Source organism: Caulobacter sp. GW821-FHT11E11, from assembly GCF_058808315.1.
In genome coordinates, this window is the sequence record NZ_JBXARO010000004.1 from 18,644 (window position 1) to 42,274 (window position 23,631).

Genomic DNA, 23,631 nt, shown 5'->3' on the forward strand with positions numbered 1-23,631 from the left:
AGTCGTCAATCCGCACAGCTGCCCCCCGCTCAAGCTCTGGTAACGTCGAGCGGGGGCAAAGGCTCCTTAGCGACCGGCGCCCTTGGCGGGCATCGGCGGCAAGGCGAAGCGAATCGTGATTCCCGGCATGCGCCGCGAGACCTGGACCGCGTTCTGGCCCGCCACGTCGACCTGATAGTAGGTCATGGCCACCAGGGCCGCGCCGCCGAAGCCCAGGCCTTCGGGGTTCTCGCCGCGCACGACGCAGTCGCCGAACGTGCCGTCGCGGCGGATCACGCATTCCAGGGTCGCCGCGCCTTCCACGCCCGCGCGGCGGGCGGTGGCGGGGAAGAGACCGGCCAATACCTCGGGCGATGGCGACTTCAAGATCTGCAAGGGCGGCAGGCGTGACTGGGCGGGTGTCACATTGGCGACACTCACAAGGATCAGAAGGGCCGCGGCCAGCGTTATGGGTCGATTCAAAGCTTACCCCCCGGTTCGCTTCGGTCTGATCAGTGAGGCTTGGCTCGTCGTTCGTGTCAAACGCACGCGCGCGGCGCGGGAGCAAACGGGGCCTACGACCTCGCCGGTCGCTTCCCGGCCACACAGGCCAAAAAAAAAGCCCGGCGAAACCGCCGGGCCAGTTCATTAGGGAGGAAACGCCCAGGAAGGGCAGAAGCGGCAGCGCCGCCTCACAGGATTGTTTATAGGGTGCGGCGCAAAATTAGGCAAGCAGAAATTTGGGCTTCAATGTCGATTTTTTGACAGGGGATTGAGGCAACCCGTTGCTGCACAAGGATTACGTAACGTCGCTATTTGGAATAGCCTAAAAAATGTGCATGTTGCAGTGCACAATTTGTTGCGTTTGAAACGGTCTCTCGAGCAAACATCGCGCAAAGCCAAGCGCGGCAAGGCTTTGGCCATGACACCGGTTACCTGCGACAAGTGTTTCATAGTGTCAGGGCTAGATAAATCGGCCGCAGTCGCGTAAAAGCCGCGCGCCTGACGCGTAGAGCGTCATCCCTATTCCTCCCGAAAGTCCGTCCGTCCCCATGTCCATGCGAAATATCGCCATCATCGCGCACGTCGATCATGGCAAGACCACCCTCGTCGACCAGCTGCTGGCCCAGTCGGGCGTCTTCCGCGCCAACGAAGCCACGACCGAGCGCGCCATGGACTCCAACGACCAGGAGCGCGAGCGCGGCATCACCATTCTGGCCAAGTGCACCAGCGTCCTGTGGAACGGTGAAGCGGGCGAAACCCGCATCAACATCATCGACACCCCCGGCCACGCCGACTTCGGCGGTGAAGTCGAACGCATCCTGGGCATGGTGGACGGCTGCGTCCTGCTGATCGACGCCGAGGAAGGCGTCATGCCGCAGACCAAGTTCGTGCTGACCAAGGCGCTGAAGATGGGCCTGCGCCCGATCCTCTGCATCAACAAGGTCGACCGCGCCCACGCCGATCCGGACCGCGTCCACAACGCCGCCTTCGACCTGTTCGCCGCCATCGGCGCCACGGACGAGCAGCTGGACTTCCCGCACATCTACGCCTCGGGCCGCGCCGGCTGGGCCACGCTGGACATGAACGTGCCCAGCGACAACCTCGGCCCGTTGTTCGACCTGATCGTCCGCCACGTGCCGGAACCCAAGCAGATCGCCAAGAAAGACGCGCCGTTCCAGATGCTGAACGTGCTGATCGAAAGCGATCCGTTCCTGGGCCGCCTGCTGACCGGCCGCATCGAGAGCGGCAAGGCCGTCCCCGGCATGGCCATCCACGCCCTGGACCGCGATGGCAAGGAAATCGAGCGCGGCCGCATCACCAAGGTGCTGGCCTTCCGCGGCCTGAAGCGCCAGCCGATCGATGAAGGCGCGGAAGCCGGTGACATCGTCGCCATCGCCGGCATGTCCAAGGCGACCGTGGCCGACACCCTTTGCGCCATGGAAGTCACCGACGCCCTGCCGGCCCAGCCGATCGATCCGCCGACCATCTCGATGACCGTCTCGGTCAACGACAGCCCGCTGGCCGGTCGCGAAGGCGACAAAGTCCAGTCGCGCGTCATCCGCGACCGCCTGCTGAAGGAAGCCGAGAGCAACGTCGCCATCAAGGTGGCCGAGACCAGCGAAGGCGACGCCTACGAAGTCTCGGGCCGCGGCGAACTGCAACTGGGCGTGCTGATCGAGAACATGCGCCGCGAAGGCTTCGAGGTCTCGATCTCGCGTCCGCGCGTCGTGTTCCAGCAGGACCCGGAAACCGGCAAGCGCCTGGAGCCGATGGAAGACGTCATGATCGACGTCGACGACGAGTTCTCGGGCATCGTCATCGAGAAGCTCTCGCTGCGTAAGGCCGAGCTGAAGGACATGGGTCCGTCGGGCGCCGGCAAGACCCGCATCCAGCTGACCGCCCCCTCGCGCTCGCTGATCGGCTATCAGGGCGAGTTCCTGACCGACACCCGCGGCTCGGGCGTGCTGAACCGCGTGTTCAGCCACTACGAAGCCTACAAGGGCGCGATCGACCAACAGCGCAAGGGCGTGCTGATCTCGAACTCGGACGGTGAAACCGCGGCCTATGCGCTGTGGAACCTGGAAGAGCGCGGCGTGATGTTCGTCGGCGCCGGCGAAAAGACCTACCTCGGCATGATCATCGGCGAGAACGCCCGTTCGGACGATCTCGACGTCAACCCGATGAAGGCCAAGCAGCTGACCAACGTCCGCGCCTCGGGCAAGGACGAGTCGATCCGCCTGACTCCGCCGCGCAAGATGACCCTCGAGCAGGCCATCGCCTATATCGAGGAAGACGAGCTGGTCGAGGTGACCCCGAAGAACATCCGTCTGCGCAAGCAGATCCTGAACCCGTCGTTCCGCAAGCGTCGCGTCAAGGAAGAGTAGGCCTTAGGGTCTGAGAAATTGGGGCCGCCGTTCGCAAGGACGGCGGCCTTTTTCTTTGGCCGCCGCTAAACCCGCTCATCCCCGCGAAAGCGGGGAACCAAGCTGACGTTACGGAAAGCAGAACGGCCTCGAAACCTTCACTGGACTCCGCTTGGTTCCCCGCTTTCGCGGGAATGAGCGGTATTGGGGAAGGCGAATACCCCGCCCTACTCATTTCCGTCGTCGATTTGCTTCGCGAAAACGCGAACTTAACCACAGGTTTACCCGCACCGAGGATGGTCTTGCCCGGGGGAATTTCACTCCGGAAGACCAGAGGCACGCGTCGTGGGCATCGCCGCCAGCACGCTGATCAATCGCGGCGCGTCCGCGCTGCACGACCGCCTCCTGCCGCACGTGCCCGAAGCCATGGCCGGCCGGGTGCGCATGGAGCAGGTGCAGAGCATCCTGCGCATGACGCCCGTGATGATGGGCGCCAACATCGTCATCGCCCTGCTGGTCGGCCTGGCCGGCCTGTCCAGCCCCCACACGACCATCCTCACCCTCTGGGCCGCCCTGGTCATCAGCTACGCCCTGCTGGGCCTGCGAGGCTGGGTCGCCTCGCAGCGCCGCAAGAGCACGAAGAACACCGTCTCGGCCCGCGGCGTGCGCCGCATTACCTGGCAGGCGGGGCTGCTGGGCTGCCTGTGGGGCGTGCTGCCGATCCTGACCATGCCCAAGGAACAGGGCTTCGCCGGCGCCATGCCGATGCTGGTCGCCTCGGTGCTGGCCGGGATGATCGGCTGCGGCGGCTTCGCCATGCTGACCCTGCCGGCCGCGGCCATCGCCTATTCGACCCCGATGGTCATCGGCGCGCTGTGGGTGCTGGCCACCAGCCACGACCCGGTGCTGTTCGCCCTCGGCGGCCTGCTGATCTTCTGCCACATGGTGGTCAGCGTCTCGTGCCTGTCGCACGCCAAGATCTTCGCCGACCGCCTGGTCGCCGCCGACGAGCTGGAACAGCAGAAGCAGGTCGTGTCCCTGCTGCTGTCCGACTTCGAGGAAGGCGCCAGCGACTGGCTGTGGGAAGTCGACGCCTCGGGCGCCATGACCTACGTCTCCGACCGCATGGCTGCCGCGGCCGGCGTCGACAAGGACCAGCTGATCGGCCGTCCGATGTCGGAGCTGTGCGGCGCGGCCGAGGGCCCGATGGGCTCGGTCGCCGCCCTGGCCCCGCTGTTCTTCGACCAGAAGGCCTTCCGCGACGTGACGGTCTCGATCGGCGTCGGCGGCCAGACCCACTGGTGGTCGCTGTCGGCCAAGCCCGTCCACGACCTGAACGGCGTCTTCACCGGCTTCCGCGGCGTGGGCGCCGACATCACCCAGGCCCGTGAGGACCAGGCCCGCATCTCGCGCCTGGCCCACTATGACGTGCTGACCCAGCTGCCCAACCGCCTGTCGTTCCTGCAGGCCCTGAGCAAGGCCTGGACCGACCACGGCAAGCGCGGCGAAACCGGCTGCGCGGTGCTGTGCCTGGACCTGGACCACTTCAAGGGCGTCAATGACAGCCTGGGCCACCCGATCGGCGACGACCTGCTGATCCAGGCCGCCGCCCGCCTGCGCGACTGCGTGGGCGAGCTGGGCCTCGTCTCGCGCCTGGGCGGCGACGAGTTCGCCGTCGTCATCGCCCCCTCGCCGGGCCACGAGGCCCTGGGCGACCTGGCCCGCGCCATCGTCGCCACCCTGTCGGATCCCTACGACGTGCGCGGCCACAACGTGCTGATCGGCGCCAGCGTCGGCATCGCCGTCGCGCCGTTCGACGCCGACGATCCCGACGGCCTGCTGAAGAACGCGGACCTCGCCCTCTACCGGGCCAAAGGCGACGGTCGTGGCGCTTACCGGTTCTTCGAGACCGCCATGGACGTGTGGGCCCAGGAGCGCCGCGCGCTGGAACTGGACCTGCGCGACGCCCTGGCCAACAACGAGCTGAAGCTGTTCTTCCAGCCGCTGATCGGCAGCGTCGAGCACGAGACCACCGGCTTCGAGGCCCTGCTGCGCTGGCAGCATCCGCGCCGGGGCCTGGTGCCGCCGGCTGACTTCATCGAATGCGCCGAGCAGTGGGGCCTGATCGGCACCATCGGCGAATGGGTGCTGCACGAGGCCTGCCGCACGGCCGCCGCCTGGCCCTCGCACCTGACCGTCGCCGTCAACCTGTCGCCCAACCAGTTCGCCTCGGGCGAACTGGTGGCCCAGGTCCGCGAAGCCCTGGCGGCCTCGGGCCTGGCCCCGCAACGGCTGGAGCTGGAGATCACCGAGGGCCTGCTGCTGCACGACAGCGTCAAGACCCTGGAGCAGCTGGCCGCCCTGAAGGCCCTGGGGGTCAAGATCGCCATGGACGACTTCGGCACCGGCTATTCCAGCCTGGCCTATCTGTGGCGGTTCCCGTTCGACAAGATCAAGATCGACCGCTCGTTCGTGGCCGAGATGCAGGACAACACGGCCATCGCCGACATCCTGCGCACCATCGCCCTGCTGGGCCAGACCCTGAACCTGGAAGTCACCGCCGAAGGCGTCGAGACCCAGGCCCAGGCCAAGCTGTTGTCGGACATGCGCTGCGACACGTTCCAGGGCTTCCTGTACGGCCGCCCGATGCCGGTGGGCGACATCCCGAGCTTCCTGCTGTCCAACCTGGCGCGGCAGATGCGGCGCGAGGTCGAGGACGACGGGGCGGAAGAGGCCGAAGCGGTCTAGGACCGCTTCACCAGCCCCAGCAGCCACAGCAGCAGCACCGCGCCCAGGGTCGAGATCAGCAGGCTGCCGATCCAGCCCATGAAGTGGATGCCCAGCATCCCGGCGATGAACGCGCCCAGCAACGCGCCGACCAGGCCGACGATCAGGTTGGTCAGCAGGCCGTGATCCCGCTTCATGATCTTCTCGGCCAGCCAGCCGGCGAAGATCCCGATGATGATTGCTCCGATAAACCCGACGCCTTGCATGCCCATCTCCTGGTAAAGCTACGCCGCAGGAAATGCGCGAGCGGCGCTTTGGGTTCAGTGCTACGCAGCGAACATGGTTCACCCCGTCTTCGACAACCTGCCGACCACCATCTTCGAGCGTATGAGCGGCCTGGCCCGCCAGCACGGCGCGATCAACCTGGGTCAGGGCTTTCCTGACGACCAGGGTCCCCTGCCCGTCCGCGAGGCGGCGGCAAGGGCGCTGATCGAGGGCTCCAACCAGTATCCGCCGATGCGCGGCCTACCTGAGCTACGCGCCGCCGTGGCGGGGCATTACGGTCGGGCCCAAGACCTGCAGCTGGATCCGGATACGGAGATCGTCGTCACCTCGGGCGCTACGGAAGCCCTGGCGGCGGCGTTCACGGCGCTGATCTCGCCGGGCGACGAGGTGGTGCTGTTCCAGCCGCTGTACGACGCCTATCTGCCGCTGGTCCGCCGCGCGGGTGGTGTGCCGAAACTCGTCCGCCTGGCCCCGCCGGAGTGGCGCTTCACGCGCGAGATGCTGGAGGCCGTCTTCAGCGACAACACCCGCATGGTCGTCCTCAACAGCCCGCTGAACCCGGCCGCCGTCGTCACGCCGGAAGAGGATCTGGCGCTGCTCGCCGAGTTCTGCGTCCGCCACGACACCATCGCCGTCTGTGACGAGGTCTGGGAGGCCGTGGTCTTCGATGGCCGCAAGCACCGACCGCTGATGACCTTCCCCGGCATGCGCGAACGCACGGTGAAGATCGGCTCGGCCGGCAAGCTGTTCGGCATGACCGGCTGGAAGGTCGGCTTCCTGATGGCCGCCCCCGCCCTGACCAAGGCCCTGGCCGCCGCCCACCAGTTCCTGACCTTCACGACGCCGCCCAACCTGCAGGCGGGCGTCGCCTGGGGGCTGGAGAACCACCGGGCGTGGTTCGACGCGATGCCGGCCGACCTGCAGCGGTCGAGGGACCGGCTGACGGCGGGGCTACGGGCGGCAGGGTATGTCGTGCTGGAGAGCCAGGGGACGTACTTCCTCAACATCGACCTGACGGCGTCCGGCGTGGCGCTGGACGACGTGACCTTCTGCGAGCGGTGCGTCGTGGAGTTCGGGGTCGCGGCGATCCCGGTGTCGGCGTTCTTCGCGCAGGACGCGGTGACGAACGTGGTGCGGCTGTGCTTCGCGAAGACGGACGAGACGCTGGATGCGGCGCTGGAGCGGCTGGCGGCGGCGAAGGCGGCTTTCGCTTAGCGCCCCTAGAGCGCGCTCAGCCCCGCCATCAGCTCCCGCGCCGTCCCGCGCGCCAGGCACCGATCCATCGCCGAGAGCAGATTCCGCAAATCAATCGGCTTGGCCACGTGCGCATCGCACCCCGCCTCCAAACACGTCTTGATCTGCGACGACATCACGTCCGCCGTCAGGGCGATGACCGGCAGGCGCGCGAACCGCGGGTCCAGCCGCAACCGCCGCGTGGCTTCCAGGCCGTCCAGCACCGGCATGTTGACGTCCATCAGCACGATGTCGACCGGCTGGGCCTGCAGGGCGTCCAGGGCCTGCTGGCCGTTCTCGGCCTCGATCAGCTCGCAGTCGAACGGCTCGAGGAACAGGCGGATGACCCGGCGGTTGACCGGGTGGTCGTCGACCACCAGCACCCGGCGGCCTTGCAGCGCCACGAAGCCGGCGTCCTCGTCGCCCGCCTCGGCCTCCCAGACCGGGACGTCGGACGGCTCGGCGGCGTCGACCAGCATCTCGATCGTGAAGACCGAACCGACGCCCTCCTCGCTCTCGACGCGGATCTCGCCGCGCATCATCTCGACCAGGCGGCGGGTGATGTTGAGGCCCAGGCCCGTGCCGCCGAAATTGCGGGTGGTCGAGGCGTCGGCCTGGACGAAGGGGCGGAACAGCTTGGCGACCGTGGCCGTGTTCATGCCGATGCCGGTGTCGGCCACCCGCAGTCGCACGCGCATGCGTCCGTCGTCGGTGGGATAGCAGGCCAGCGCCACCTCGACCTTGCCGTGGGTGGTGAACTTCAGGGCGTTGGAGACCAGGTTCGTCAGGCACTGGCGCACCCGCACCCCGTCGAACATCAGCGGTCCGGGCGCCTCGCTCTCCAGCTTGAAGGTCAGGGCCACGCCCTTCTCGCGGGCCGTGGGCTGGTAGGCGCCGACCAGGCGGGAGCAGGTCTGGACGAGATCGCCGACCGTCGGGGCGATCTCCAGCTTGCCGGCCTCGATCTTGGAGAGGTCGAGAATGTCGTTCAGCAGCACCAGCAGGGTGTCGCCGCTGTCCATGATCAGGTCGACCTGTTCCTTCTGCTCAGGCGTCAGCTTGCCGGCGCGCAGGGCCTGACCCACGCCCAGCATGCCGTTCAGCGGCGTGCGCAGCTCGTGACTCATCACCGCCAGGAACGAGGACTTGGCCTTGTTGGCGGCCTCGGCGTGCTCCTGCGCGTCCTTGAAGCGGCGCGAGACGCGGCGCTGGTGCACGGCCCAGGCGACGCCGCCGGCGACCAGCACGCCCAGCAGCAGGGCGATAACCACGGACGCCCGCGCCAGGCTGCGGCTGAGGCGCACCTCCTCGGTCAGGCGGCGGCTCTCGTCGCGCTTGGCGCGCAGCTCGCTGTCCAGGGCCGAGGACATCTCGGCGACGCTGCGCGAGTGGGCGCGGTCGGCGTTGATCTCGTCGAGGCGGCGCCAGGCGTCCAGCTTGCGGAAGGCCTGCGCGCTATGGCCGTCGGCCTGGTCGATATAGGCCTCGATCAGGTTTTCCTGGTGCGGATCGCGCGGAGCCAGAGTGTCGGGCGTCGCCTTCAGGCGGGTGAGGTCCGCGCGGGCCAGGTCGACACGGCCCAGCTGGGCCTGCGCCAGGGCGCGCTGGCCCAGCATCAGCACCTGCAGGCGGCGGTCGGGCGCGGCCAGGTTGGCGGCGGACGGCCGTACGCAATCCAGCACCCGCTGCGGCGCGTTGCGGAGGGCCGCGATGCGGGCGCACAGGAAGCGGTCCCAGGTCAGCAGGTTCTGGTCGCCGTCGGCGGTGGTCATGTGATGGTGCAGGGTCGCGAAACGCTCGGCGGCGTCCAGCTCGCCCAGCTCGGCGGCGGTGTAGCCGATGTCGTAGATCCGCTCGATCTTGCGGACATAGAACGCGTCGCGCTCGTCCAGCCGCGCGGCCTGGGCCATGTGGTCCAGGGCCCCTTCCTTGTCGCCGATGTCGGACAGCGTATAGCTGTGCACCTGGTGCAACTCGGCCAGCAGCGGCTGGGCCATGCGGCCGCGTTTCTCCAGGTCGGTGGTCAGGTCGGCGGCCAGTCGCGCGGCCTGCGCCCAACGCCCGACCTGGCCGAGGTGCCGCACGCGCTCGATCCCGGCCATCAGGCGGATGTCGGGCCCGGACCGGGTCATGAACTTCAGCCAGTCGGCCTCGGTGAAGGCGCGAAAGCCGCGCGTCTCGTGGCGATAGGCGATGGTTTCCAGGTCAGCCAGGGCCGCCAGAGCCGGATCCTTGTCGCGCGCGGCGACCTCATGGGCCTCCTTGGCCCAGGTGTCGAAGCGGCCCGGGATCTGGTTGCTCTTGTAGGCGTACAGCACCCGCCACAGGCCATAGAGCCGGACCTGGCCCGTCTCGCGCATGGCCCGCCGGCCGGCCCGCTCGATGTCCTCGTTCTCGCGCGGCGGCTGCCGGACCTCGTGGGCGCCGATCTCCTGGCTCAGTTGCTCCAGCTTTTGACCGAGAGGAACAGGCGTCTGGGCCCCGGCGGCCGAGGCCGCGAGACTGGCGATCAGGACAAGGGACGTGAGCAAGCGCCGCATTGGCGCTCAGACTTCGTAGGGATAGATGTGGGAACCGTTAAGCTTACCGCCGAGGTTGCGGGGATCAGATCGTGGCCCCGCCGTCCACTACCAGAGCTTGTCCCGTCATGAAGCTGCCGGCCTTGCTGGCCAGGTAGATCGCCGCCCCGGCCAGCTCGTCCGGCTCGCCGATCCGGCGAAGCGGCACGCCCTTGGTCGAGCGCTCCAGGGTGGCCGGATCGTCCCACAGGGCCTTGGCGAAATCGGTCTTGATCAGGCCCGGCGCGATGCAGTTGACCCGCACATTGTCGGGGCCGAACTCGTGCGCCAGGTTGCGGGCCAGCTGGAAGTCGGCCGCCTTGCTGATGTTGTAGGCCCCGATGATGGCGTTGCCGCGCAGGCCGCCGATCGACGACACGATGATGATCGCCCCGTCCTTCCGCGCCCGCATTTCCGGCGCGACCATGCCGATCAGCCAGTGATTGCTGATGATGTTGTTGTCCAGGATCTTGCGGAACTGGTCGTCGCTGATCCCGGCCAGCGGGCCGTAATAGGGATTGCTGGCGGCGTTGCAGACGCAGATGTCGACCTGGCCGAACGCCTTCAGGGTCTCGTCGACGAGGTTTTGCAGGTCGTCCTTGGAGGCGATGTTGGCCGGGACCGCGATGGCCGTCCCCGCGCCGTGCTTGGCGTTCAGGGCGGCGGCGACCTCTTCGCAGGGCGCCAGCCTGCGCGACGAGATCACCACCTTGGCCCCGTGCTCGGCCATCCGCTCGGCGATCGCCTTACCGATCCCGCGCGAGGACCCGGTAATGATCGCCACCTTGCCGGTGAGGTCGAAGAGGTTCACGGCGCGCTCCCTAAACACTTGTTTGAATGCACAGTGCGGCTGGGAGCGCGGCCGGTCAAGCCTGCGGAGCCGAGACCTCGTCCTTCGACAAGCTCAGGATGAGGTCTCTTCTGAAACGGCGCAAAAAGTAGTCCTCACCCTGAGCCTGTCGAAGGGCGAGGACGGACCCGCTATTCGTGCGGATGCGCCCGGCCGAGGCCTTCGGTCGGGGCGTCCTGGTCCTCGTCGCCGGCGTCTTCGGTGACGACCTCGCCGGGTTCGGCCTGGCGGGCCAGGTCGCGGGCGCCGACGCCGCCGCCTTGCTGGATGTTGCGTTCGACCTCGACGCTGGTGGGTTCGTAAGCGTCTTCGCGTTCAGGCATGACGGTCGCTCCTGGTGTTGGTGTCACAGGCCAACGAGCCCCTACGAAAAAAGTTTCGCCCTCGATGTCGGGGACGGTGGAAGTGCTCCGTCCTTGAGGCGAAAGTTCACTCCAACCGACAAAGGAAACGACCCCATGGCCCTCGACAACGCCGACTTCCCCGCCGACCGCGAACTGGTTCTGGACCGCGTCCTGGATGCGCCCGCCGAGAAGCTCTACCAGTGCTGGACCACTCCGGAACTGATGCCGCAGTGGTTCTGCCCCAAGCCCTGGACCGTCTCGGACGTGAAGCTGGACGTGCGCACCGGCGGCAACAGCTACCTCGTGATGAACGGCCCGAACGGCGAGCGCATGCCCCAGCCGGGCGTCTATCTGGAAGTCATCCCGAACAAGAAGATCGTCTTCACCGACGCCTTCACCGAGACCTGGCAGCCCTCGGCCAAGCCGTTCATGGTCGCCATCGTCACCTTCGAGGACCTGGGCGACGGCAAGACCCGCTACCGCGCCGTGGCCCGCCACTGGAGCGCCGAGGACAAGGCCGCCCACGAACAGATGGGCTTCCACGAAGGCTGGGGCATCGTCGCCGGCCAGCTGGAAGCGCTGGCCAAGACGCTCTAGCGCGCCATCACGCGCACTTCGTCCACCCGCTCATGTCGAGGTGGAAGTGGTCGCGGTGCTCGGCGTTGTAGTCCGGGCTCAGCGTGGTCAGAAACACCTTGCAGGCGCCGTCCCGCACGCGCCGCAGGAACTGACCGCGCGGGCCCGGATCGGTCCAGTCGCTGGCCACGCTGATCACCGAGCCGTCGGCCAGCCGGAAACCGGCGACGTCGATGGCGTCGGCCGTGGCGTGCTCGCTGACAGGCCCCTCCTGCAGGCCGTACATCCGGCGGCAGGCGTAGCTGCCGTAGTGCACCAGGGACGACACGCCTTGGCCCAGGAGTTCGTCGGCCGCCGGCTGCACCACCTGGCGCTCCCAGATGGTCAGGGCCAGCGCCTCCTTGCAGACCAGCGGCGCCTCGGCGGGCTCGAACTTGGCCAGGCCCGCTTGCAGCTGGACAGCGTCGCGCAGCTGGCAAAACTCGCCCTCGGTGCGGTCGGGGACCTCGGCATAGGTCACGCCCGCCCGAGTCATGATCCCGCGACACAGCTTGGGATCGGCCCCCGCCCGCGCCGCCTTGACCCGCGTGGCCAGGCCGACGGGATCGACCACGCTGAGCGGCTTCCACGGCAGGTGCTGGTCGGGGATCTTGCGCTCGGCCACGAAGGCCATCAGCAGCACCAGCAGCCACAGGATCACCAGCCCGGCATAGCGGGCATAGCGCGCGCGATGACGGACCTCGTGCTCGATGCGCGGGTTGTGCGGAACGCGATAACGCATGGGGGCGGGGGAGCGCCTTACGGAAGCAAATGGTTAACGCCGCACCCAAGCACGACCATGGTGATGGGTTCAACCTCTCGCGCGCCCGACAGCGGAAGATGACCGCCGTCCGGGTTCACTTGAGCCCCGCATCGCCCTAGATGGAAGCGAGAGAGGGGACGCCATGGCCGCCGGACTGAAGATCGACCGAGAACTCGCGCCGCGGTTCGCCCTGCTGTGCCTGGGCATCTGGCTGAACGCCGCCGACACCCTGGTCACCGCCACCATCATGCCCAGCGTCGCCCGCGAGATCGGCGGCTACCAGTATTTCGGCTGGTCGGTGGCGGCCTACCTGACCGGCTCGATCGTCGCCGGCGCCTGCTCGGGCAAGCTGTCGATGGCCCTGGGGCTGCGCACCGCCACGGCCTTGACGGGTCTCGTCTACGCCGTCGGCTGCGCGATGAGCGCCCTGGCGCCCGAGTTCGTCACCTTCATCCTGGGCCGCCTGATCCAGGGCCTGGGCGCGGGGGCCGTGGTCGCCCTGTGCTACGTGGCCATCACCGCCCTCTTCCCCGAGCACCTGTGGCCGCGCGTCTATGGCGCGGTCGCCGGCGTCTGGGGCGCGGCGACCTTGCTCGGCCCGCTGCTGGGCGGCCTGTTCGCCGCCGCCGGCTTCTGGCGCGGGGCGTTCTGGATGTTCGTCGTCCAGGCGATCATCTTCGTGGCCGCCGTCATGGTCATGCTGCCGGCTGGTAACCGTGACGCGGGCCGAGGCCGGATCCCGACCCTGCAGCTGATCCTGCTGGTCATCGGCGTCAGCCTGATCGGCGGGGCCGGCGTCGTCGCCTCGCCGCAGTGGGCCGCCGCCCTGGCGATCGGCGGGGTGATCGGCATGGCGGCCATGCTGGCCGCCAACACCCGCACCCACGACCGCCTGCTGCCCAAGTCCGCCGCCGACCTGCGCAGCGCCACGGGCCTTGGCCTGCTGACCATCTTCGCCTGCGAGGCGGCGGTGATCGGCTTCACCGTCTACGGCCCCGCCTTCATCCAGGCCCGCCACTACGCCTCGCCCCTGACGGCGGGTTATGTCACCGGCGCCATCGCCGCCGGCTGGACCCTGTGCGCCATGGTCTTCGGCAACACCCCCGCCGAGAAGGACGGCCGCCTGATCCGCATCGGCGCCGGCGTGATCGCCCTGGGCGCGGCGCTCAGCGCCTGGACCACCGCGCGCGGCAATATGTGGGAGATCGCCGGCGCCTATCTGGTCATGGGCTGCGGCTTCGGCCTCTGCCACGCCTTCATCGCCCGCCGCGCCATCGCCGGCGCCCCGGCAGACGAGCAGGCCATGGCGTCCGGCGCGGTGCCCACAGCGCAGCTGATCGGCGGCGCGGCAGGCTCGGCCGGCGCCGGCGCGATGGCCAACCTGCTGGGCTTCAGCCACGGCATCGACCTCAGCTTGGCCCCGACGCAAGGCCTGGTGCTGTTCGGGGCCTTCCTGCCGTTGGCCGTGGTAGGGTTTGCCGCGGCTTGGCGGTTGGGGCGGCGCTAGGGCTTCTGAATTTCGGCCAGCATCGGTGCGATGACCGCTTCAAGCGGGTCGAGCCTCGTTGTGGCGATGTCCCAGACGATCTTCGGGTCCAACTCCGGGTAGCCGTGCGCCACGAGATTTCGGACAGCGACGATGCTCTTCCACGGTAGTCCGCCCAGCTGTTCCTTCAGCCTTTCCGGCAGACGCCCGATAGACTCGCCAATGACGAGGACGTTCATGGACACCGCGTCGAAGAGCAACGTCTCGGCCTGGAACCTGGCGAAGTCGGCATCGGCAACATACGTGCGGATACGACCGATCGCCTGCAGGACATCGTCCAGACGCAGCTCAGCGTCCCGCTCAGCCTTAGACATAGGCGACTTCACGCAGAACACGATCGCGTACCAACCTGTGAAGCCCATCGGGCGTCACCAGATCGATTTCGCTAGCCAAAACGTCTGCAAGATCATCCTGAAGGCGGAAGAAGTCCAAGCCCGGATGCTGCTCTGGCGCGAATTCCACCAGCACGTCCACGTCGCTGTCCGGCCCTGCCTCTCCCCGCGCCGTCGAGCCGAACACGCCCACCCGCGCGACGCCGTAGCGGTCGAGCAGCGGCTTGGCCGCGCGCAGTTTCGTCAGGGCCTCGTCGAGGGTCATGCGCTCATCCTAGCACAGAATGTGCTTAAGCCCGCTCCAGCGCCGTCGCCTCCACCAGCTTCACCACATCCCCCATGATCTGCGTGATCTTGAAGTCCTTGGGCGTGTAGATCCGCGCCACGCCCATCTGTTTCAGGATCAGGGCGTCGTCGGGTGGGATGATGCCGCCGGCGACGACGGGGATGTCGCCCAGGCCCTCGGCGCGCATCACGCGGATGACTTCCTGGACCAGATCGAGGTGCGAGCCCGACAGGATCGACAGGCCCACCACGTGGGCGCGGCTTTCCTTGGCGCGGCGGACGATCTCTTCGGGGGTCGAGCGGATGCCGTCGTAGACGACCTCCATGCCGCAGGCGCGGGCGCGGGTGGCGATCTGTTCGGCGCCGTTGGAGTGGCCGTCGAGGCCAGGCTTGCCGACCAGATAGGTCAGTGTGCGGCCCAGCAATTCGGAGACGCGCTCGACCTCGGCCTTCACCGCCTCGACGTCCTCGGCCTCGCCGGTCGAGACGATGATCGCCACACCGGTCGGACCGCGATATTCGCCGAAGACTTCGCGCAGGGCGCCGGCCCATTCGCCGGTGGTGACGCAGGCCTTGGCGGCGGCGATCGAGGGCTCCATGACGTTGCGACCGTCGCGGGCGGCGGCTTGCAGGTCGGACAAGGCGGCCGCGACGGCGCCCTCGTCGCGGGCCGCGCGCCAGGCCTTCAACCTCGCCGCGACACCGGCCTCGAGGCGCGGATCAACCGTCTCGATCGAGCTCTCGCCGGCCGACAACGGCGAGGCCTCGCTGTCGGTCCAGCGGTTGACGCCCACGACGGTCATCTCGCCGGTCTCGACCGAGCGCACCCGCCTGGCGTTGGAGGTCACCAGTTCGCCCTTCATGTAGTCGATGGCGCTGGACGCCCCGCCCATCTGGTCGATCAGGGCCAGCTGCTCCAGCGCGCCCTTCGACAGCTCGGCGACCTTGGCCTCGACCACGTGGGAGCCGTCGAACAGGTCCTCGTATTCCAGCAGGTCGGTCTCGTAGGCCAGCACCTGTTGGAGCCGCAGCGACCACTGCTGGTCGAAGGGGCGCGGCAGGCCCAGGGCTTCGTTCCAGGCCGGCAGCTGCAGGGCCCGGCAGCGGGCGTCCTTGCTCAGCGTCACAGCCAGGGCTTCGATGAGGATGCGGTAGACGTTGTTCTCGGGCTGCTGCTCGGTCAGCCCCAGCGAGTTGACCTGCACCCCGTAGCGGAAGCGCCGCGCCTTCTTGTCCTGCACGCCATAGCGCTCCAGCAGGATCTGGTCCCACAGCTTGGTGAAGCTGCGCATCTTGCACAGCTCGGTCACGAACCGCACGCCGGCATTGACGAAGAAGCTGATCCGCGAGGCGACGATCTCGAAGTCCTCGTCGGGGACCTGGCCGCCGGCCTTGACCGTGTCCAGCACCGAGATGGCGGTGGCCAGGGCGAAGGCCAGTTCCTGCTCCGGCGTCGCGCCCGCCTCCTGCAGGTGATAACTGCAGACGTTCATCGGGTTCCACTTGGGAACCTCGCGATAGCACCAGGCGATCATGTCGCCGATCAGCCGCAACGACGGCTGCGGCGGGAAGATGTAGGTGCCCCGCGACAGATACTCCTTGATCAGATCATTCTGCGTCGTGCCTTGCAGCAGCGCCCGGTCCGCCCCCTGCTCGTCGGCCAGCGCCACGTACATCGCCAGCAGCCAGGCCGCCGGCGCGTTGATGGTCATGGAGGTGTTCATCTTCTCCAGCGGGATCTCGCTGAAGAGCTGGCGCATGTCGCCCAGATGGCTGATCGGCACGCCCACCTTGCCGACCTCGCCGCGCGCCAGGATGTGGTCGGGGTCGTAGCCGGTCTGGGTCGGCAGGTCGAACGCCACCGACAGCCCGGTCTGCCCCTTGGACAGGTTGGCCCGATACAACGCGTTGGACTTTTCCGCCGTCGAGTGGCCGGCATAGGTGCGGAAGATCCACGGCGGATCCGGCGCATGCTGGTACGGCGTCGAGGACATGGTGGGCTCCCGGGCGGCTTTATTGGTCTTGCTTATCGCCGATCATGAGCCTGGTTTTGCTGCGACGCAATATGACGGTTCGCGCTTGCGGAAAGGCAGGCTGGCCACGCCGCTTTGCAGACGAAGCTCCAATCCAGACGCGGCGTCGCCGAAGTGAATTCGGCTGAAGAAATAGAAAAATAAAATATTAGTTCGCTGCACATCGATATCTGTGTCAGTATCCATTTATCGAATATCGCCTTGGCTACGGTCGCTCTCCAGGTTTCGATTTCAGGATCGAGCTTCCGGGTCTGTCTCCGCTCCTCTTCGAATTTGACGTCGCGCCTCGACCGAGGCGCGAGAACATTCACACCTGAAAGGTGTCCCCCATGACGACCGGTACCGTGAAGTGGTTCAACTCGACCAAGGGCTTCGGCTTCATTCAACCTGACAACGGCGGCCAGGACGTTTTCGTCCACGCTTCGGCCGTCGAGCGCTCGAGCCTCGGCTCGCTGCAGGAAGGCCAGAAGATCAGCTACGAGCTGGAGCAAGACCAGCGCAGCGGCAAGACCTCGGCCGGCCAGCTTCAAGCAGCCTAAGCCTCAAGGCCCCCGATCCATCCGGCTCGGGGGCCAACGCTTCCTCCTTCCATCAGAAAGACTTCGTGCAGAACACACCCCACGACGGTTTCGCAGATCGCCTCAAGACCGCCGCAGCCGCCCGCCAGGCGCTGCTATCGCGCTTCAAGCCTCAAGAGGCTCGCCCTTCGCTGGAGCACATCGACAGGACCAGTGAGCGCAAGACCATGCTCGCCCAGGTTCGCGCCGACCGCTCCCTGGCCAAGACCGCCAAGCAGGACGCCGCCGCGGCGACCCTGGCCGCCGAGGCTCAGGCCGTGGCCGATGCGGAAGCCGACGCGCTCAGCGCCAAGCGTGGCGAACGCAAGGAGCGCAAGGCTTTGTCCGCGCTCGATGCAAAGGCAAAACGCGACGCCCGCTACGCGGCTCGCCAGGCGCGCCGCTAGCGCTTCACCGCCCCTTGAACATCGCCGGTCGCTTGCCGATGAACGCCGCCCGCGCCTCGGCGTGATCGGCGGTCGCGGCCAGGCCCGGCGTCTCCGCCGCCGTGGTCGAGACGCCTGAGGCCACGCGCTTGGTCGCCTCCACAGCCAACGGCGCGCGGGAGGCGATGACGGCCGCCGTGGCCAGGGCCGCGTCCAGCAGGGCCTCGGCCGGATGGACCTCCGCCACCATTCCATCCGCCAGCGCCCGCGCGGCGTCGAACGGCGCGCCGGTCAGCAGGTGCGGTTTGGCGCGGCTCTCACCGACCAGCGTCGTCAGCCGCCCCGCCGAAGCCGTCAGGCCCATCCGCACCGCCGAGCAGGCGAAGCTGGCGCGGTTGCTGGCCAGGCGGATGTCGGCGGCTAGCGCCAGTTCCAAGCCGCCGCCGATGCACCAGCCGTCGATGGCCGCGATCACCGGCACACGGCAGGCGGCCACGCGGTCGCACATCGCCAGGAAGTGCAGGATCGCCGCCGTCTGGGTCTCCACGTCGCGCGACAAGGACTCGGCCAAGTCGTCGCCCGTGCAGAACGCGCCGTTGCGGCCAGTGAGCACCACGACCCGCACCGCCTTGTCGGCCTCGATCTGAGCGAAGGCTTCCAGCAGCCGGGCCCGCTCGGCCATGGCCAGGACGTTGGCGGGGGCGGTGTCCAGTTCGACGAGGGCGATGGCCGGGTCGGGGCGCGACAGGTGGATCATGCCGCCACCGTGGCCCGCCGCCTCGGCGCAGACAACCTTCCGTAGCGCCATGCTGCGACGCACAAGATTCCCCTTGCCAGTTTCAAACAGTTGTCTCAGCCTCGCTGGCGAGACCCGGAAACAACCGGGCGCGCATAGCCGAGTTTGGCCCTCACGCGTTGTTGCAACGCGGAAGGAAACGGGGAGCGATATGGCTGCAGAACCTGTCCTGAAGGACCTGTACGAGATCGGCGAGATCCCGCCGGCCTTCCACGTACCCAAGTCCATGTACGCCTGGAGCATCCGCAAGGAGCGCCACGGCCCGCCCTCCACCGCCATGCAGGTCGAGGTGGTCCCCACCTGGACGATCGGCGAGGACGAGGTGCTGGTCCTCGTGATGGCCGCCGGCGTCAACTACAACGGCGTCTGGGCGGCGCTGGGCGAGCCGATCAGCCCGCTGGACGGCCACAAGCAACCCTTCCACATCGCCGGCAGCGACGCCTCGGGCATCGTCTGGGCGGTGGGCTCCAAGGTGAAGCGGTGGAAGCTGGGCGACGAGGTCGTCATCCACTGTAACCAGGACGATGGCGACGACGAGGAGTGCAACGGCGGCGACCCGATGTTCTCGTCCAGCCAGCGGATCTGGGGCTACGAGACGCCGGACGGCAGCTTCGCCCAGTTCTGCCGGGTGCAGTCGCGCCAGCTGTTGTCGCGTCCCAAGCACCTGACCTGGGAAGAGGCCGCCTGCTACACCCTCACCCTCGCCACCGCCTACCGCATGCTGTTCGGCCACAAGCCGCATGAGTTGAAGCCCGGCCAGAACGTTCTGGTCTGGGGCGCGTCGGGGGGCCTGGGGGTCTTCGCCGTACAGCTGGCCGCCGTCGCTGGAGCGAATGCCATCGGCGTGGTCTCCAGCGAGGACAAGCGCGAGTTCGTCCTGTCGATGGGCGCCAAGGCGGTGCTGAACCGGGGCGAGTTCGACTGCTGGGGCCAGCTGCCCAAGGTCAACGGCCCCGAGTTCACCGACTACATGAAAGAGAGCCGCAAGTTCGGCAAAGCCATCTGGCAGATCACCGGCAATCGCGATGTGGATCTCGTCTTCGAACACCCCGGCGAGGCGACGTTCCCGGTCTCGGTTTTCGTCGTCAAGCGCGGCGGCATGGTCGCCATCTGCGCCGGCACCTCGGGCTTCAACCTGACCATGGACGCGCGGTTCCTGTGGATGCGCCAGAAGCGCGTGCAGGGCTCCCACTTCGCCAACCTGATGCAGGCCTCGGCCGCCAACCAGCTGGTCGTCGACCGCCGCGTCGACCCTTGCCTGTCGGAGGTGTTCCCCTGGGACCAGATCCCGGCCGCCCACGAGAAGATGCTGGCCAACCAGCACCTGCCGGGGAACATGGCCGTGCTGGTCTGCGCCCAGCGTCCGGGCCTGCGGACCTTCGAGGAAGTGCAGGAACTGGGCGGGGCGGCCTGAGGTCGTTCGCCATGGGACGTTTGCAAAGCGAGCGCCCCATGGCATCCTCCACTCCAGGATGCGGAAGGACGCTCGCCATGACCTCCAAACTGCTCGCCGCCCTGGTCGCGACCGCGTCGCTGACCTCGGTCGTTCCCGCCGCCGCCGCGCCGCCGACCGGCGCCAACGGCGCTGCCCTGGAAGGCACCTGGGGACAGTGGATGACCTGTCGAACCCACGACAACAACATCAAGTTCTTCAACAAGATTAAGATCTATCGCAACCGTGAGGGCCTGCGTTTCGTCGGCGCCGCGCCGCTGCCCAAGATCAGCGACTCCCCGCGGGACGAGCTGTTCGCCGGCAACTATTATGGCGCCGCGCGACTGGACGGCGACATCCTGACCCTGCGCGTCAGTGATCGCTACAAGCGCGACTATCAGGACAAGAAGTTCGCCCGCTACGGGACGATGGTCGCCCAGGACGCCCGCTATCGCGTGACCCCGACCGGCGAGCTGGTCGCCCACGGCCAGTCGATCGGCATGACCCAAGGCGGCTGCGACGGGACGCCCCTCAAGAAGGGCTAGTCCCGTCTAGCCCTAGTCCAGGAAGCTGTCGGCCAGGGCCTGGTCGGTCTCGTGCACCCAGCACGCGTCCAGCCGGCCGTCCCTGGCGGTGTAGACCAGCAAGCGCTCGACCACCGCCTCGCGGCCGTCACGACTGAAGCGTTCACGCGCCAGGATGGCGGCGCGACCCTCGCCCACCAGCACGTCGGCGATCTCGACCAGCCGGCGGTTGGTGCGGCGCGAGACCTCGGCCAGCACCGCCAGCGCCTTGGCCTTGCCCGGATGCACGCCGGCCAGGCTGTTGCGACCGCCATAGTGCAGGGTGAAGTCGTCGTGATAGCAGGCCACCATGGCCGGCAGGTCGCCCGCCCGCCAGGCGCGGGCATAGGCGTGGACGACGTCGCCAGCGGTGGTGGACATGAGAGGCTCGCGGCTAGGCTTCAGGCGCCTCTGCTCTAGCCGCCCGCGCGCCGAAGACTGTCAGCAGCCCGGCCGACAGCCCCGTGACCAGGGCGACCGGGACCAGCGCGCCGACCACTGTCCCACCGACCGCGCCCGCCCCGATCAGCTGGGCGGCGGCCAGGGGGCCGAAGATCGAGCCCAGGCGGCTGGCGGCGATGGCCGCGCCGACGCCCGTCCCGCGCACCGCCTCGCCATAGAGCTGCGGCGCCAGACTGTAGAGCGTGAACTGCCCGCCCATCAGCAGGAAGCCGGCGACGAAGGCCAGCACGGCGATCTGGCCGCCCTCGCCCGCCGCGGCCAGGCCCAGCAACGCCAGGGTCAGGCCGGCGAAGGTCCCGACCAGCGGCCAGCGCGGCCCGACGCGATCGACCAGCAGGCCCAGCAGCACCCCGCCCGTCGCGCCGCCCAGGTTGAACAGGATCGCCGCCCCGAACGCGGCGCTCTTGGGCAGGCCGCGCGCCACCAGCAGGGTCGGCAGCCAGTTCAGCAAGAGGTGCAGGATCAGCGCCGTCAGGGCCACGCCCAGCCACAGGCTGATCGTGATCGGCAGGCGGGCCGGCGAGAACAGCGCGGTCAGGGCCGCCCGGCCCTGCTTCTCGATCGCTTGCGGCCGGCCCAGCGGCAGAACGAAATGCAGCAGCGGCGCGGCCAGCAGCGGCGCGATCCCGCCGACCACGAAGATCATCCGCCAGTCCTCGGCCAACGGCGAGCGCGCCAGCAGGCCAGCCAGCGCCCCGCCCAGCGGCAGGCCGGCGGTGACGATGCCGACCGTGACGGTCTTGCGCGCCGCGCCCGCCTGCTCGGACGCCAGGGCGATCAGCATGGGCATGGCCCCGCCCAGGCCGACGCCGGTCAGGATCCGCACGACCAGCAGGACCTCGAAGTCCCGCGCCAACGGCGTGGCCAGCGAGAACAGCCCGAAGGCCGCGGCCGAGAACACCAGCACCGGCCGGCGGCCGATGCGGTCGGCGATCGTCCCGCCGGCCGAGGCCCCGATCATCAGCCCGATCAGGCTGGCGCTGAACGCCCAGCCGGCCTGGCCCGGCGTCAGGCCCAGGGCCGGAACCATGCGCGGCGCGGCCACGCCCATCGACTGGATGTCGAACCCCTCCAGCATGGCCGCCAGCAGGCAGATGGCCAGCACCAGCCAGATGGGTTTGTCCTTGGCGTTTATGGCCGCCTCCCCGGTTTGGGGAGGAGACTAGGCCAGAGCGCCCCCTCCGTCTCGCTGCGTATCCGCAGCGATCCACCTCCCCCTGCTTCCTCCTGCCCCGCTTGCGGGGAGGGGCGCTAGGCCGCCTAAGCCCGCGCTGCCCGCCCCGCCTTCACCGCCGCGGCCAGGTCGTCGAGCACCCGCACCGAGGTCTCCCAGTCGATGCAGGCGTCGGTGACCGACTGGCCGTAGGTCAGGGCCTGGCCGGGGACGATGTCCTGGCGGCCGGCGACGATGTTGCTCTCGATCATCACGCCCATGACCGGCGAAATCCCCGTGGCTACCTGGGCGCAGATGTCGGCGGCGACAGCGGGCTGGTTCTCGTGGTTCTTGCCGCTGTTGGCGTGGCTGACATCGACCATGATCCGGGCCGGCATGCCGGCCTTGGCCACGGCTTCAGCAGCGGCGGCCACGCTGGCGGCGTCGTAGTTGGGCGTCTTGCCGCCGCGCAGCACCACGTGGCAGTCCTTGTTGCCGGTGGTGGTGGCGATGGCCGCGCGGCCCTCCTTGGTGACGGCCAGGAAATGGTGCGGCTGGCTCGCGGCCATCACCGCGTCGACCGCCACCTTTACGTCGCCATTGGTGCCGTTCTTGAAGCCCACCGGGCACGACAGGCCCGAGGCCATCTCGCGGTGGATCTGGCTCTCGGTCGTGCGCGCGCCGATCGCGCCCCAGGCCACCAGGTCGGCGATGTACTGCGGGGTCGTCACGTCCAGGAACTCGCAGGCGGCCGGCAGGCCCTGGGCGCAGACGTCCAGCAGCACGCGCCGCGCCAGCCGCAGGCCGTCATTGATCCGGAAGCCGCCATCCAGGTCCGGATCGTTGATCAGGCCCTTCCAGCCCACGGTCGTGCGGGGCTTCTCGAAATAGACCCGCATGACGATCTCAAGCTCGCCGGCATGACGCTCGCGCTCGGCGGCCAGGCGGCGGGCGTAGTCCAGGGCGGCCTTGGGATCGTGGATCGAGCACGGGCCGATCACCACCACCAGGCGGTCGTCGCGCCCGTTCAGGATCTCGTGCACGGCCCGGCGGCCCGCCCCCACGACCTCGGCCACCTGCGAGGTGGCCGGCGCCTCGCCGATCACCTGGGCGGGCGGGCTGAGGGTCTGGAGCTTCTGGATGCGCAGGTCGTCGGTCGGGACCGGGATGGTGACGACATTGGCGGCGGTCGAGGAAGGCATGGCGTACTCCGGAAAAGCTTGAGGCGGGGTCCGGCGGCCATGAAAAAAGCCGCCCGGGGAACCCCTGGCGGCTGGTGAAGATGTTCTCTGTGGCCTGACGTCAGGCCGAACGATCCCCTCCCGGCGCCAGAGGCGTCGGATAGCTAAAGTACCAAAACAGCTGTTGGCTGGCGGCGAGGGTCATCGTCGGTGACATTAGGGCGAAGTTTTCCAGGAGTCGAGTGGGGACAAAACGCGCCGCGTCCCAAGCTCAGCTTTACCAAAAACTCAACTTCGGCTGGCACTTTCCCGGCCACGCCCACTTTGGGTGACGGGGGACATGGACATGACGAAGAGAACCTTGGCCGACCTTGTGGCCATCGCGACCTATGGCGGCGGCTTCGAACTGCGCGCGACCGACTACACGGTGGAAGAGCTGGTGAAGGCCGCCGACGCGCTGTGCAACGGCGCCACGATGCGCGTGCTGCACACCGACAAGCTGACCACCGCGGAACTGAGCCTGATCGCCCAGCACGGCGGCCCGGGCGGCGTGCAATTCGTCTTCACGGCTTAAGATCACGATCGCCCTCGCAGCCGGTGTGGCGCGGCGGGGGTGATCCACCCTCCCGGCATACGGGAGGTGCGCGGAGGCGCACGAATAGGTTTAATTTCTACAAATATCCC

General features: G+C 68.2%; 25 protein-coding genes. 10 read left to right on the plus strand and 15 right to left on the minus strand.

Annotated elements, in window-relative coordinates; genetic code table 11:
- Positions 1–66: 66 nt before the first annotated feature.
- Positions 67–462 (minus strand): energy transducer TonB, encoded by a 396-nt coding sequence (locus AC1RR5_RS10455; RefSeq protein ID WP_492921370.1) that lies wholly within the window; start codon positions 460–462, stop codon positions 67–69.
- 569 nt (positions 463–1,031) lie between these two features.
- On the opposite strand from AC1RR5_RS10455, the gene typA reads away from it, so the two are divergent.
- Both typA and AC1RR5_RS10465 read left to right on the plus strand, forming a co-directional pair.
- Positions 1,032–2,867 (plus strand): translational GTPase TypA, encoded by a 1,836-nt coding sequence (gene typA / locus AC1RR5_RS10460; protein WP_492921372.1) that lies wholly within the window; start codon positions 1,032–1,034, stop codon positions 2,865–2,867.
- A 405-nt stretch (positions 2,868–3,272) separates the two neighbouring features.
- Positions 3,273–5,594 (plus strand): putative bifunctional diguanylate cyclase/phosphodiesterase, encoded by a 2,322-nt coding sequence (locus AC1RR5_RS10465; protein WP_492922084.1) that lies wholly within the window; start codon positions 3,273–3,275, stop codon positions 5,592–5,594.
- Here the strand turns inward: AC1RR5_RS10465 and AC1RR5_RS10470 are convergent.
- Entirely contained in the window at positions 5,591–5,839 is a 249-nt protein-coding gene (locus tag AC1RR5_RS10470) for a GlsB/YeaQ/YmgE family stress response membrane protein (RefSeq protein ID WP_492921374.1), read from the minus strand. The two genes, AC1RR5_RS10465 and AC1RR5_RS10470, sit on opposite strands and share 4 nt — an antisense overlap.
- Before the next feature lie 73 nt (positions 5,840–5,912).
- On the opposite strand from AC1RR5_RS10470, the gene AC1RR5_RS10475 reads away from it, so the two are divergent.
- Complete coding sequence (locus AC1RR5_RS10475; protein ID WP_492921376.1) at positions 5,913–7,073, plus strand: aminotransferase; 1,161 nt, start codon at positions 5,913–5,915, stop codon at positions 7,071–7,073.
- A gap of 5 nt (positions 7,074–7,078) precedes the next feature.
- Here the strand turns inward: AC1RR5_RS10475 and AC1RR5_RS10480 are convergent, their stop codons facing one another.
- The 3 genes from AC1RR5_RS10480 to AC1RR5_RS10490 all read right to left on the minus strand — a co-directional run bounded on the left by AC1RR5_RS10480 (position 7,079) and on the right by AC1RR5_RS10490 (position 10,822).
- The gene (locus AC1RR5_RS10480; protein ID WP_492921378.1) at positions 7,079–9,631 is read right to left on the minus strand and encodes a hybrid sensor histidine kinase/response regulator; all 2,553 of its coding nucleotides are present in this window, start codon (positions 9,629–9,631) and stop codon (positions 7,079–7,081) included.
- A 64-nt stretch (positions 9,632–9,695) separates the two neighbouring features.
- Positions 9,696–10,460, minus strand: coding sequence for an SDR family oxidoreductase (locus AC1RR5_RS10485; protein ID WP_492921380.1), 765 nt, complete (start codon positions 10,458–10,460; stop codon positions 9,696–9,698).
- A 170-nt stretch (positions 10,461–10,630) separates the two neighbouring features.
- Positions 10,631–10,822 (minus strand): hypothetical protein, encoded by a 192-nt coding sequence (locus tag AC1RR5_RS10490; RefSeq protein WP_492921382.1) that lies wholly within the window; start codon positions 10,820–10,822, stop codon positions 10,631–10,633.
- Between the two features lie 135 nt (positions 10,823–10,957).
- Here AC1RR5_RS10490 and AC1RR5_RS10495 point away from each other — a divergent pair, with 135 nt between their 5' ends.
- A complete protein-coding gene (locus AC1RR5_RS10495; protein ID WP_492921384.1) occupies positions 10,958–11,440 on the plus strand; it encodes an SRPBCC family protein in 483 nt (160 codons plus the stop codon).
- Positions 11,441–11,447: 7 nt separating this feature from the next.
- Here the strand turns inward: AC1RR5_RS10495 and AC1RR5_RS10500 are convergent, their stop codons facing one another.
- On the minus strand, positions 11,448–12,200 hold the full coding sequence (locus AC1RR5_RS10500) for an extensin-like domain-containing protein (RefSeq protein WP_492921386.1): 753 nt from the start codon (positions 12,198–12,200) through the stop codon (positions 11,448–11,450).
- Positions 12,201–12,363: 163 nt separating this feature from the next.
- Here AC1RR5_RS10500 and AC1RR5_RS10505 point away from each other — a divergent pair, with 163 nt between their 5' ends.
- Complete coding sequence (locus tag AC1RR5_RS10505; RefSeq protein WP_492921388.1) at positions 12,364–13,728, plus strand: MFS transporter; 1,365 nt, start codon at positions 12,364–12,366, stop codon at positions 13,726–13,728.
- Here AC1RR5_RS10505 and AC1RR5_RS10510 read toward each other — a convergent pair.
- Genes AC1RR5_RS10510 through AC1RR5_RS10525 form a run of 4 tightly spaced genes read right to left on the minus strand, consistent with a single transcriptional unit; the run spans position 13,725 to position 16,603 of the window.
- Positions 13,725–14,129: a HepT-like ribonuclease domain-containing protein gene (locus tag AC1RR5_RS10510; protein ID WP_492921390.1), complete on the minus strand. Its 405-nt coding sequence runs from the start codon at positions 14,127–14,129 to the stop codon at positions 13,725–13,727. The genes AC1RR5_RS10505 and AC1RR5_RS10510 overlap by 4 nt on opposite strands.
- A complete protein-coding gene (locus AC1RR5_RS10515) occupies positions 14,074–14,364 on the minus strand; it encodes a nucleotidyltransferase family protein (RefSeq protein ID WP_492921392.1) in 291 nt (96 codons plus the stop codon). The genes AC1RR5_RS10510 and AC1RR5_RS10515 overlap by 56 nt, the downstream gene beginning before the upstream one ends.
- Before the next feature lie 25 nt (positions 14,365–14,389).
- Positions 14,390–16,378, minus strand: coding sequence for a methylmalonyl-CoA mutase family protein (locus AC1RR5_RS10520; protein ID WP_492921394.1), 1,989 nt, complete (start codon positions 16,376–16,378; stop codon positions 14,390–14,392).
- A 42-nt stretch (positions 16,379–16,420) separates the two neighbouring features.
- Complete coding sequence (locus tag AC1RR5_RS10525; protein WP_492921396.1) at positions 16,421–16,603, minus strand: hypothetical protein; 183 nt, start codon at positions 16,601–16,603, stop codon at positions 16,421–16,423.
- A 143-nt stretch (positions 16,604–16,746) separates the two neighbouring features.
- Between AC1RR5_RS10525 and AC1RR5_RS10530 the strand changes: the two genes are divergently transcribed.
- Together AC1RR5_RS10530 and AC1RR5_RS10535 are read left to right on the plus strand one after the other, a co-directional pair.
- Positions 16,747–16,956 (plus strand): cold-shock protein, encoded by a 210-nt coding sequence (locus tag AC1RR5_RS10530; RefSeq protein WP_492921398.1) that lies wholly within the window; start codon positions 16,747–16,749, stop codon positions 16,954–16,956.
- A gap of 65 nt (positions 16,957–17,021) precedes the next feature.
- Positions 17,022–17,381 carry a DUF6481 family protein gene (locus tag AC1RR5_RS10535; protein ID WP_492921400.1) on the plus strand — a complete coding sequence of 120 codons (360 nt, stop codon included), beginning with the start codon at positions 17,022–17,024 and terminating at the stop codon, positions 17,379–17,381.
- Between the two features lie 4 nt (positions 17,382–17,385).
- On the opposite strand, the gene AC1RR5_RS10540 is transcribed toward AC1RR5_RS10535, so the two are convergent.
- Positions 17,386–18,117, minus strand: coding sequence for an enoyl-CoA hydratase/isomerase family protein (locus AC1RR5_RS10540; protein ID WP_492922085.1), 732 nt, complete (start codon positions 18,115–18,117; stop codon positions 17,386–17,388).
- A gap of 190 nt (positions 18,118–18,307) precedes the next feature.
- Between AC1RR5_RS10540 and ccrA the strand changes: the two genes are divergently transcribed.
- Both ccrA and AC1RR5_RS10550 read left to right on the plus strand, forming a co-directional pair.
- Positions 18,308–19,570: a crotonyl-CoA carboxylase/reductase gene (gene ccrA, locus AC1RR5_RS10545; RefSeq protein WP_492921402.1), complete on the plus strand. Its 1,263-nt coding sequence runs from the start codon at positions 18,308–18,310 to the stop codon at positions 19,568–19,570.
- A 77-nt stretch (positions 19,571–19,647) separates the two neighbouring features.
- The gene (locus AC1RR5_RS10550; RefSeq protein ID WP_492921404.1) at positions 19,648–20,133 is read left to right on the plus strand and encodes a hypothetical protein; all 486 of its coding nucleotides are present in this window, start codon (positions 19,648–19,650) and stop codon (positions 20,131–20,133) included.
- A 12-nt stretch (positions 20,134–20,145) separates the two neighbouring features.
- On the opposite strand, the gene AC1RR5_RS10555 is transcribed toward AC1RR5_RS10550, so the two are convergent.
- From AC1RR5_RS10555 to AC1RR5_RS10570, 4 genes are all read right to left on the minus strand, one after another.
- Positions 20,146–20,532, minus strand: coding sequence for a nuclear transport factor 2 family protein (locus tag AC1RR5_RS10555; protein ID WP_492921406.1), 387 nt, complete (start codon positions 20,530–20,532; stop codon positions 20,146–20,148).
- Between the two features lie 13 nt (positions 20,533–20,545).
- On the minus strand, positions 20,546–21,718 hold the full coding sequence (locus AC1RR5_RS10560; RefSeq protein WP_492921407.1) for an MFS transporter: 1,173 nt from the start codon (positions 21,716–21,718) through the stop codon (positions 20,546–20,548).
- Between the two features lie 155 nt (positions 21,719–21,873).
- A complete protein-coding gene (locus AC1RR5_RS10565) occupies positions 21,874–22,968 on the minus strand; it encodes a 3-deoxy-7-phosphoheptulonate synthase (RefSeq protein ID WP_492921409.1) in 1,095 nt (364 codons plus the stop codon).
- Between the two features lie 100 nt (positions 22,969–23,068).
- A complete protein-coding gene (locus AC1RR5_RS10570) occupies positions 23,069–23,152 on the minus strand; it encodes a hypothetical protein (protein WP_106404400.1) in 84 nt (27 codons plus the stop codon).
- A 141-nt stretch (positions 23,153–23,293) separates the two neighbouring features.
- On the opposite strand from AC1RR5_RS10570, the gene AC1RR5_RS10575 reads away from it, so the two are divergent.
- Positions 23,294–23,521 carry a hypothetical protein gene (locus AC1RR5_RS10575; RefSeq protein WP_492921410.1) on the plus strand — a complete coding sequence of 76 codons (228 nt, stop codon included), beginning with the start codon at positions 23,294–23,296 and terminating at the stop codon, positions 23,519–23,521.
- Positions 23,522–23,631 lie beyond the last annotated feature (110 nt).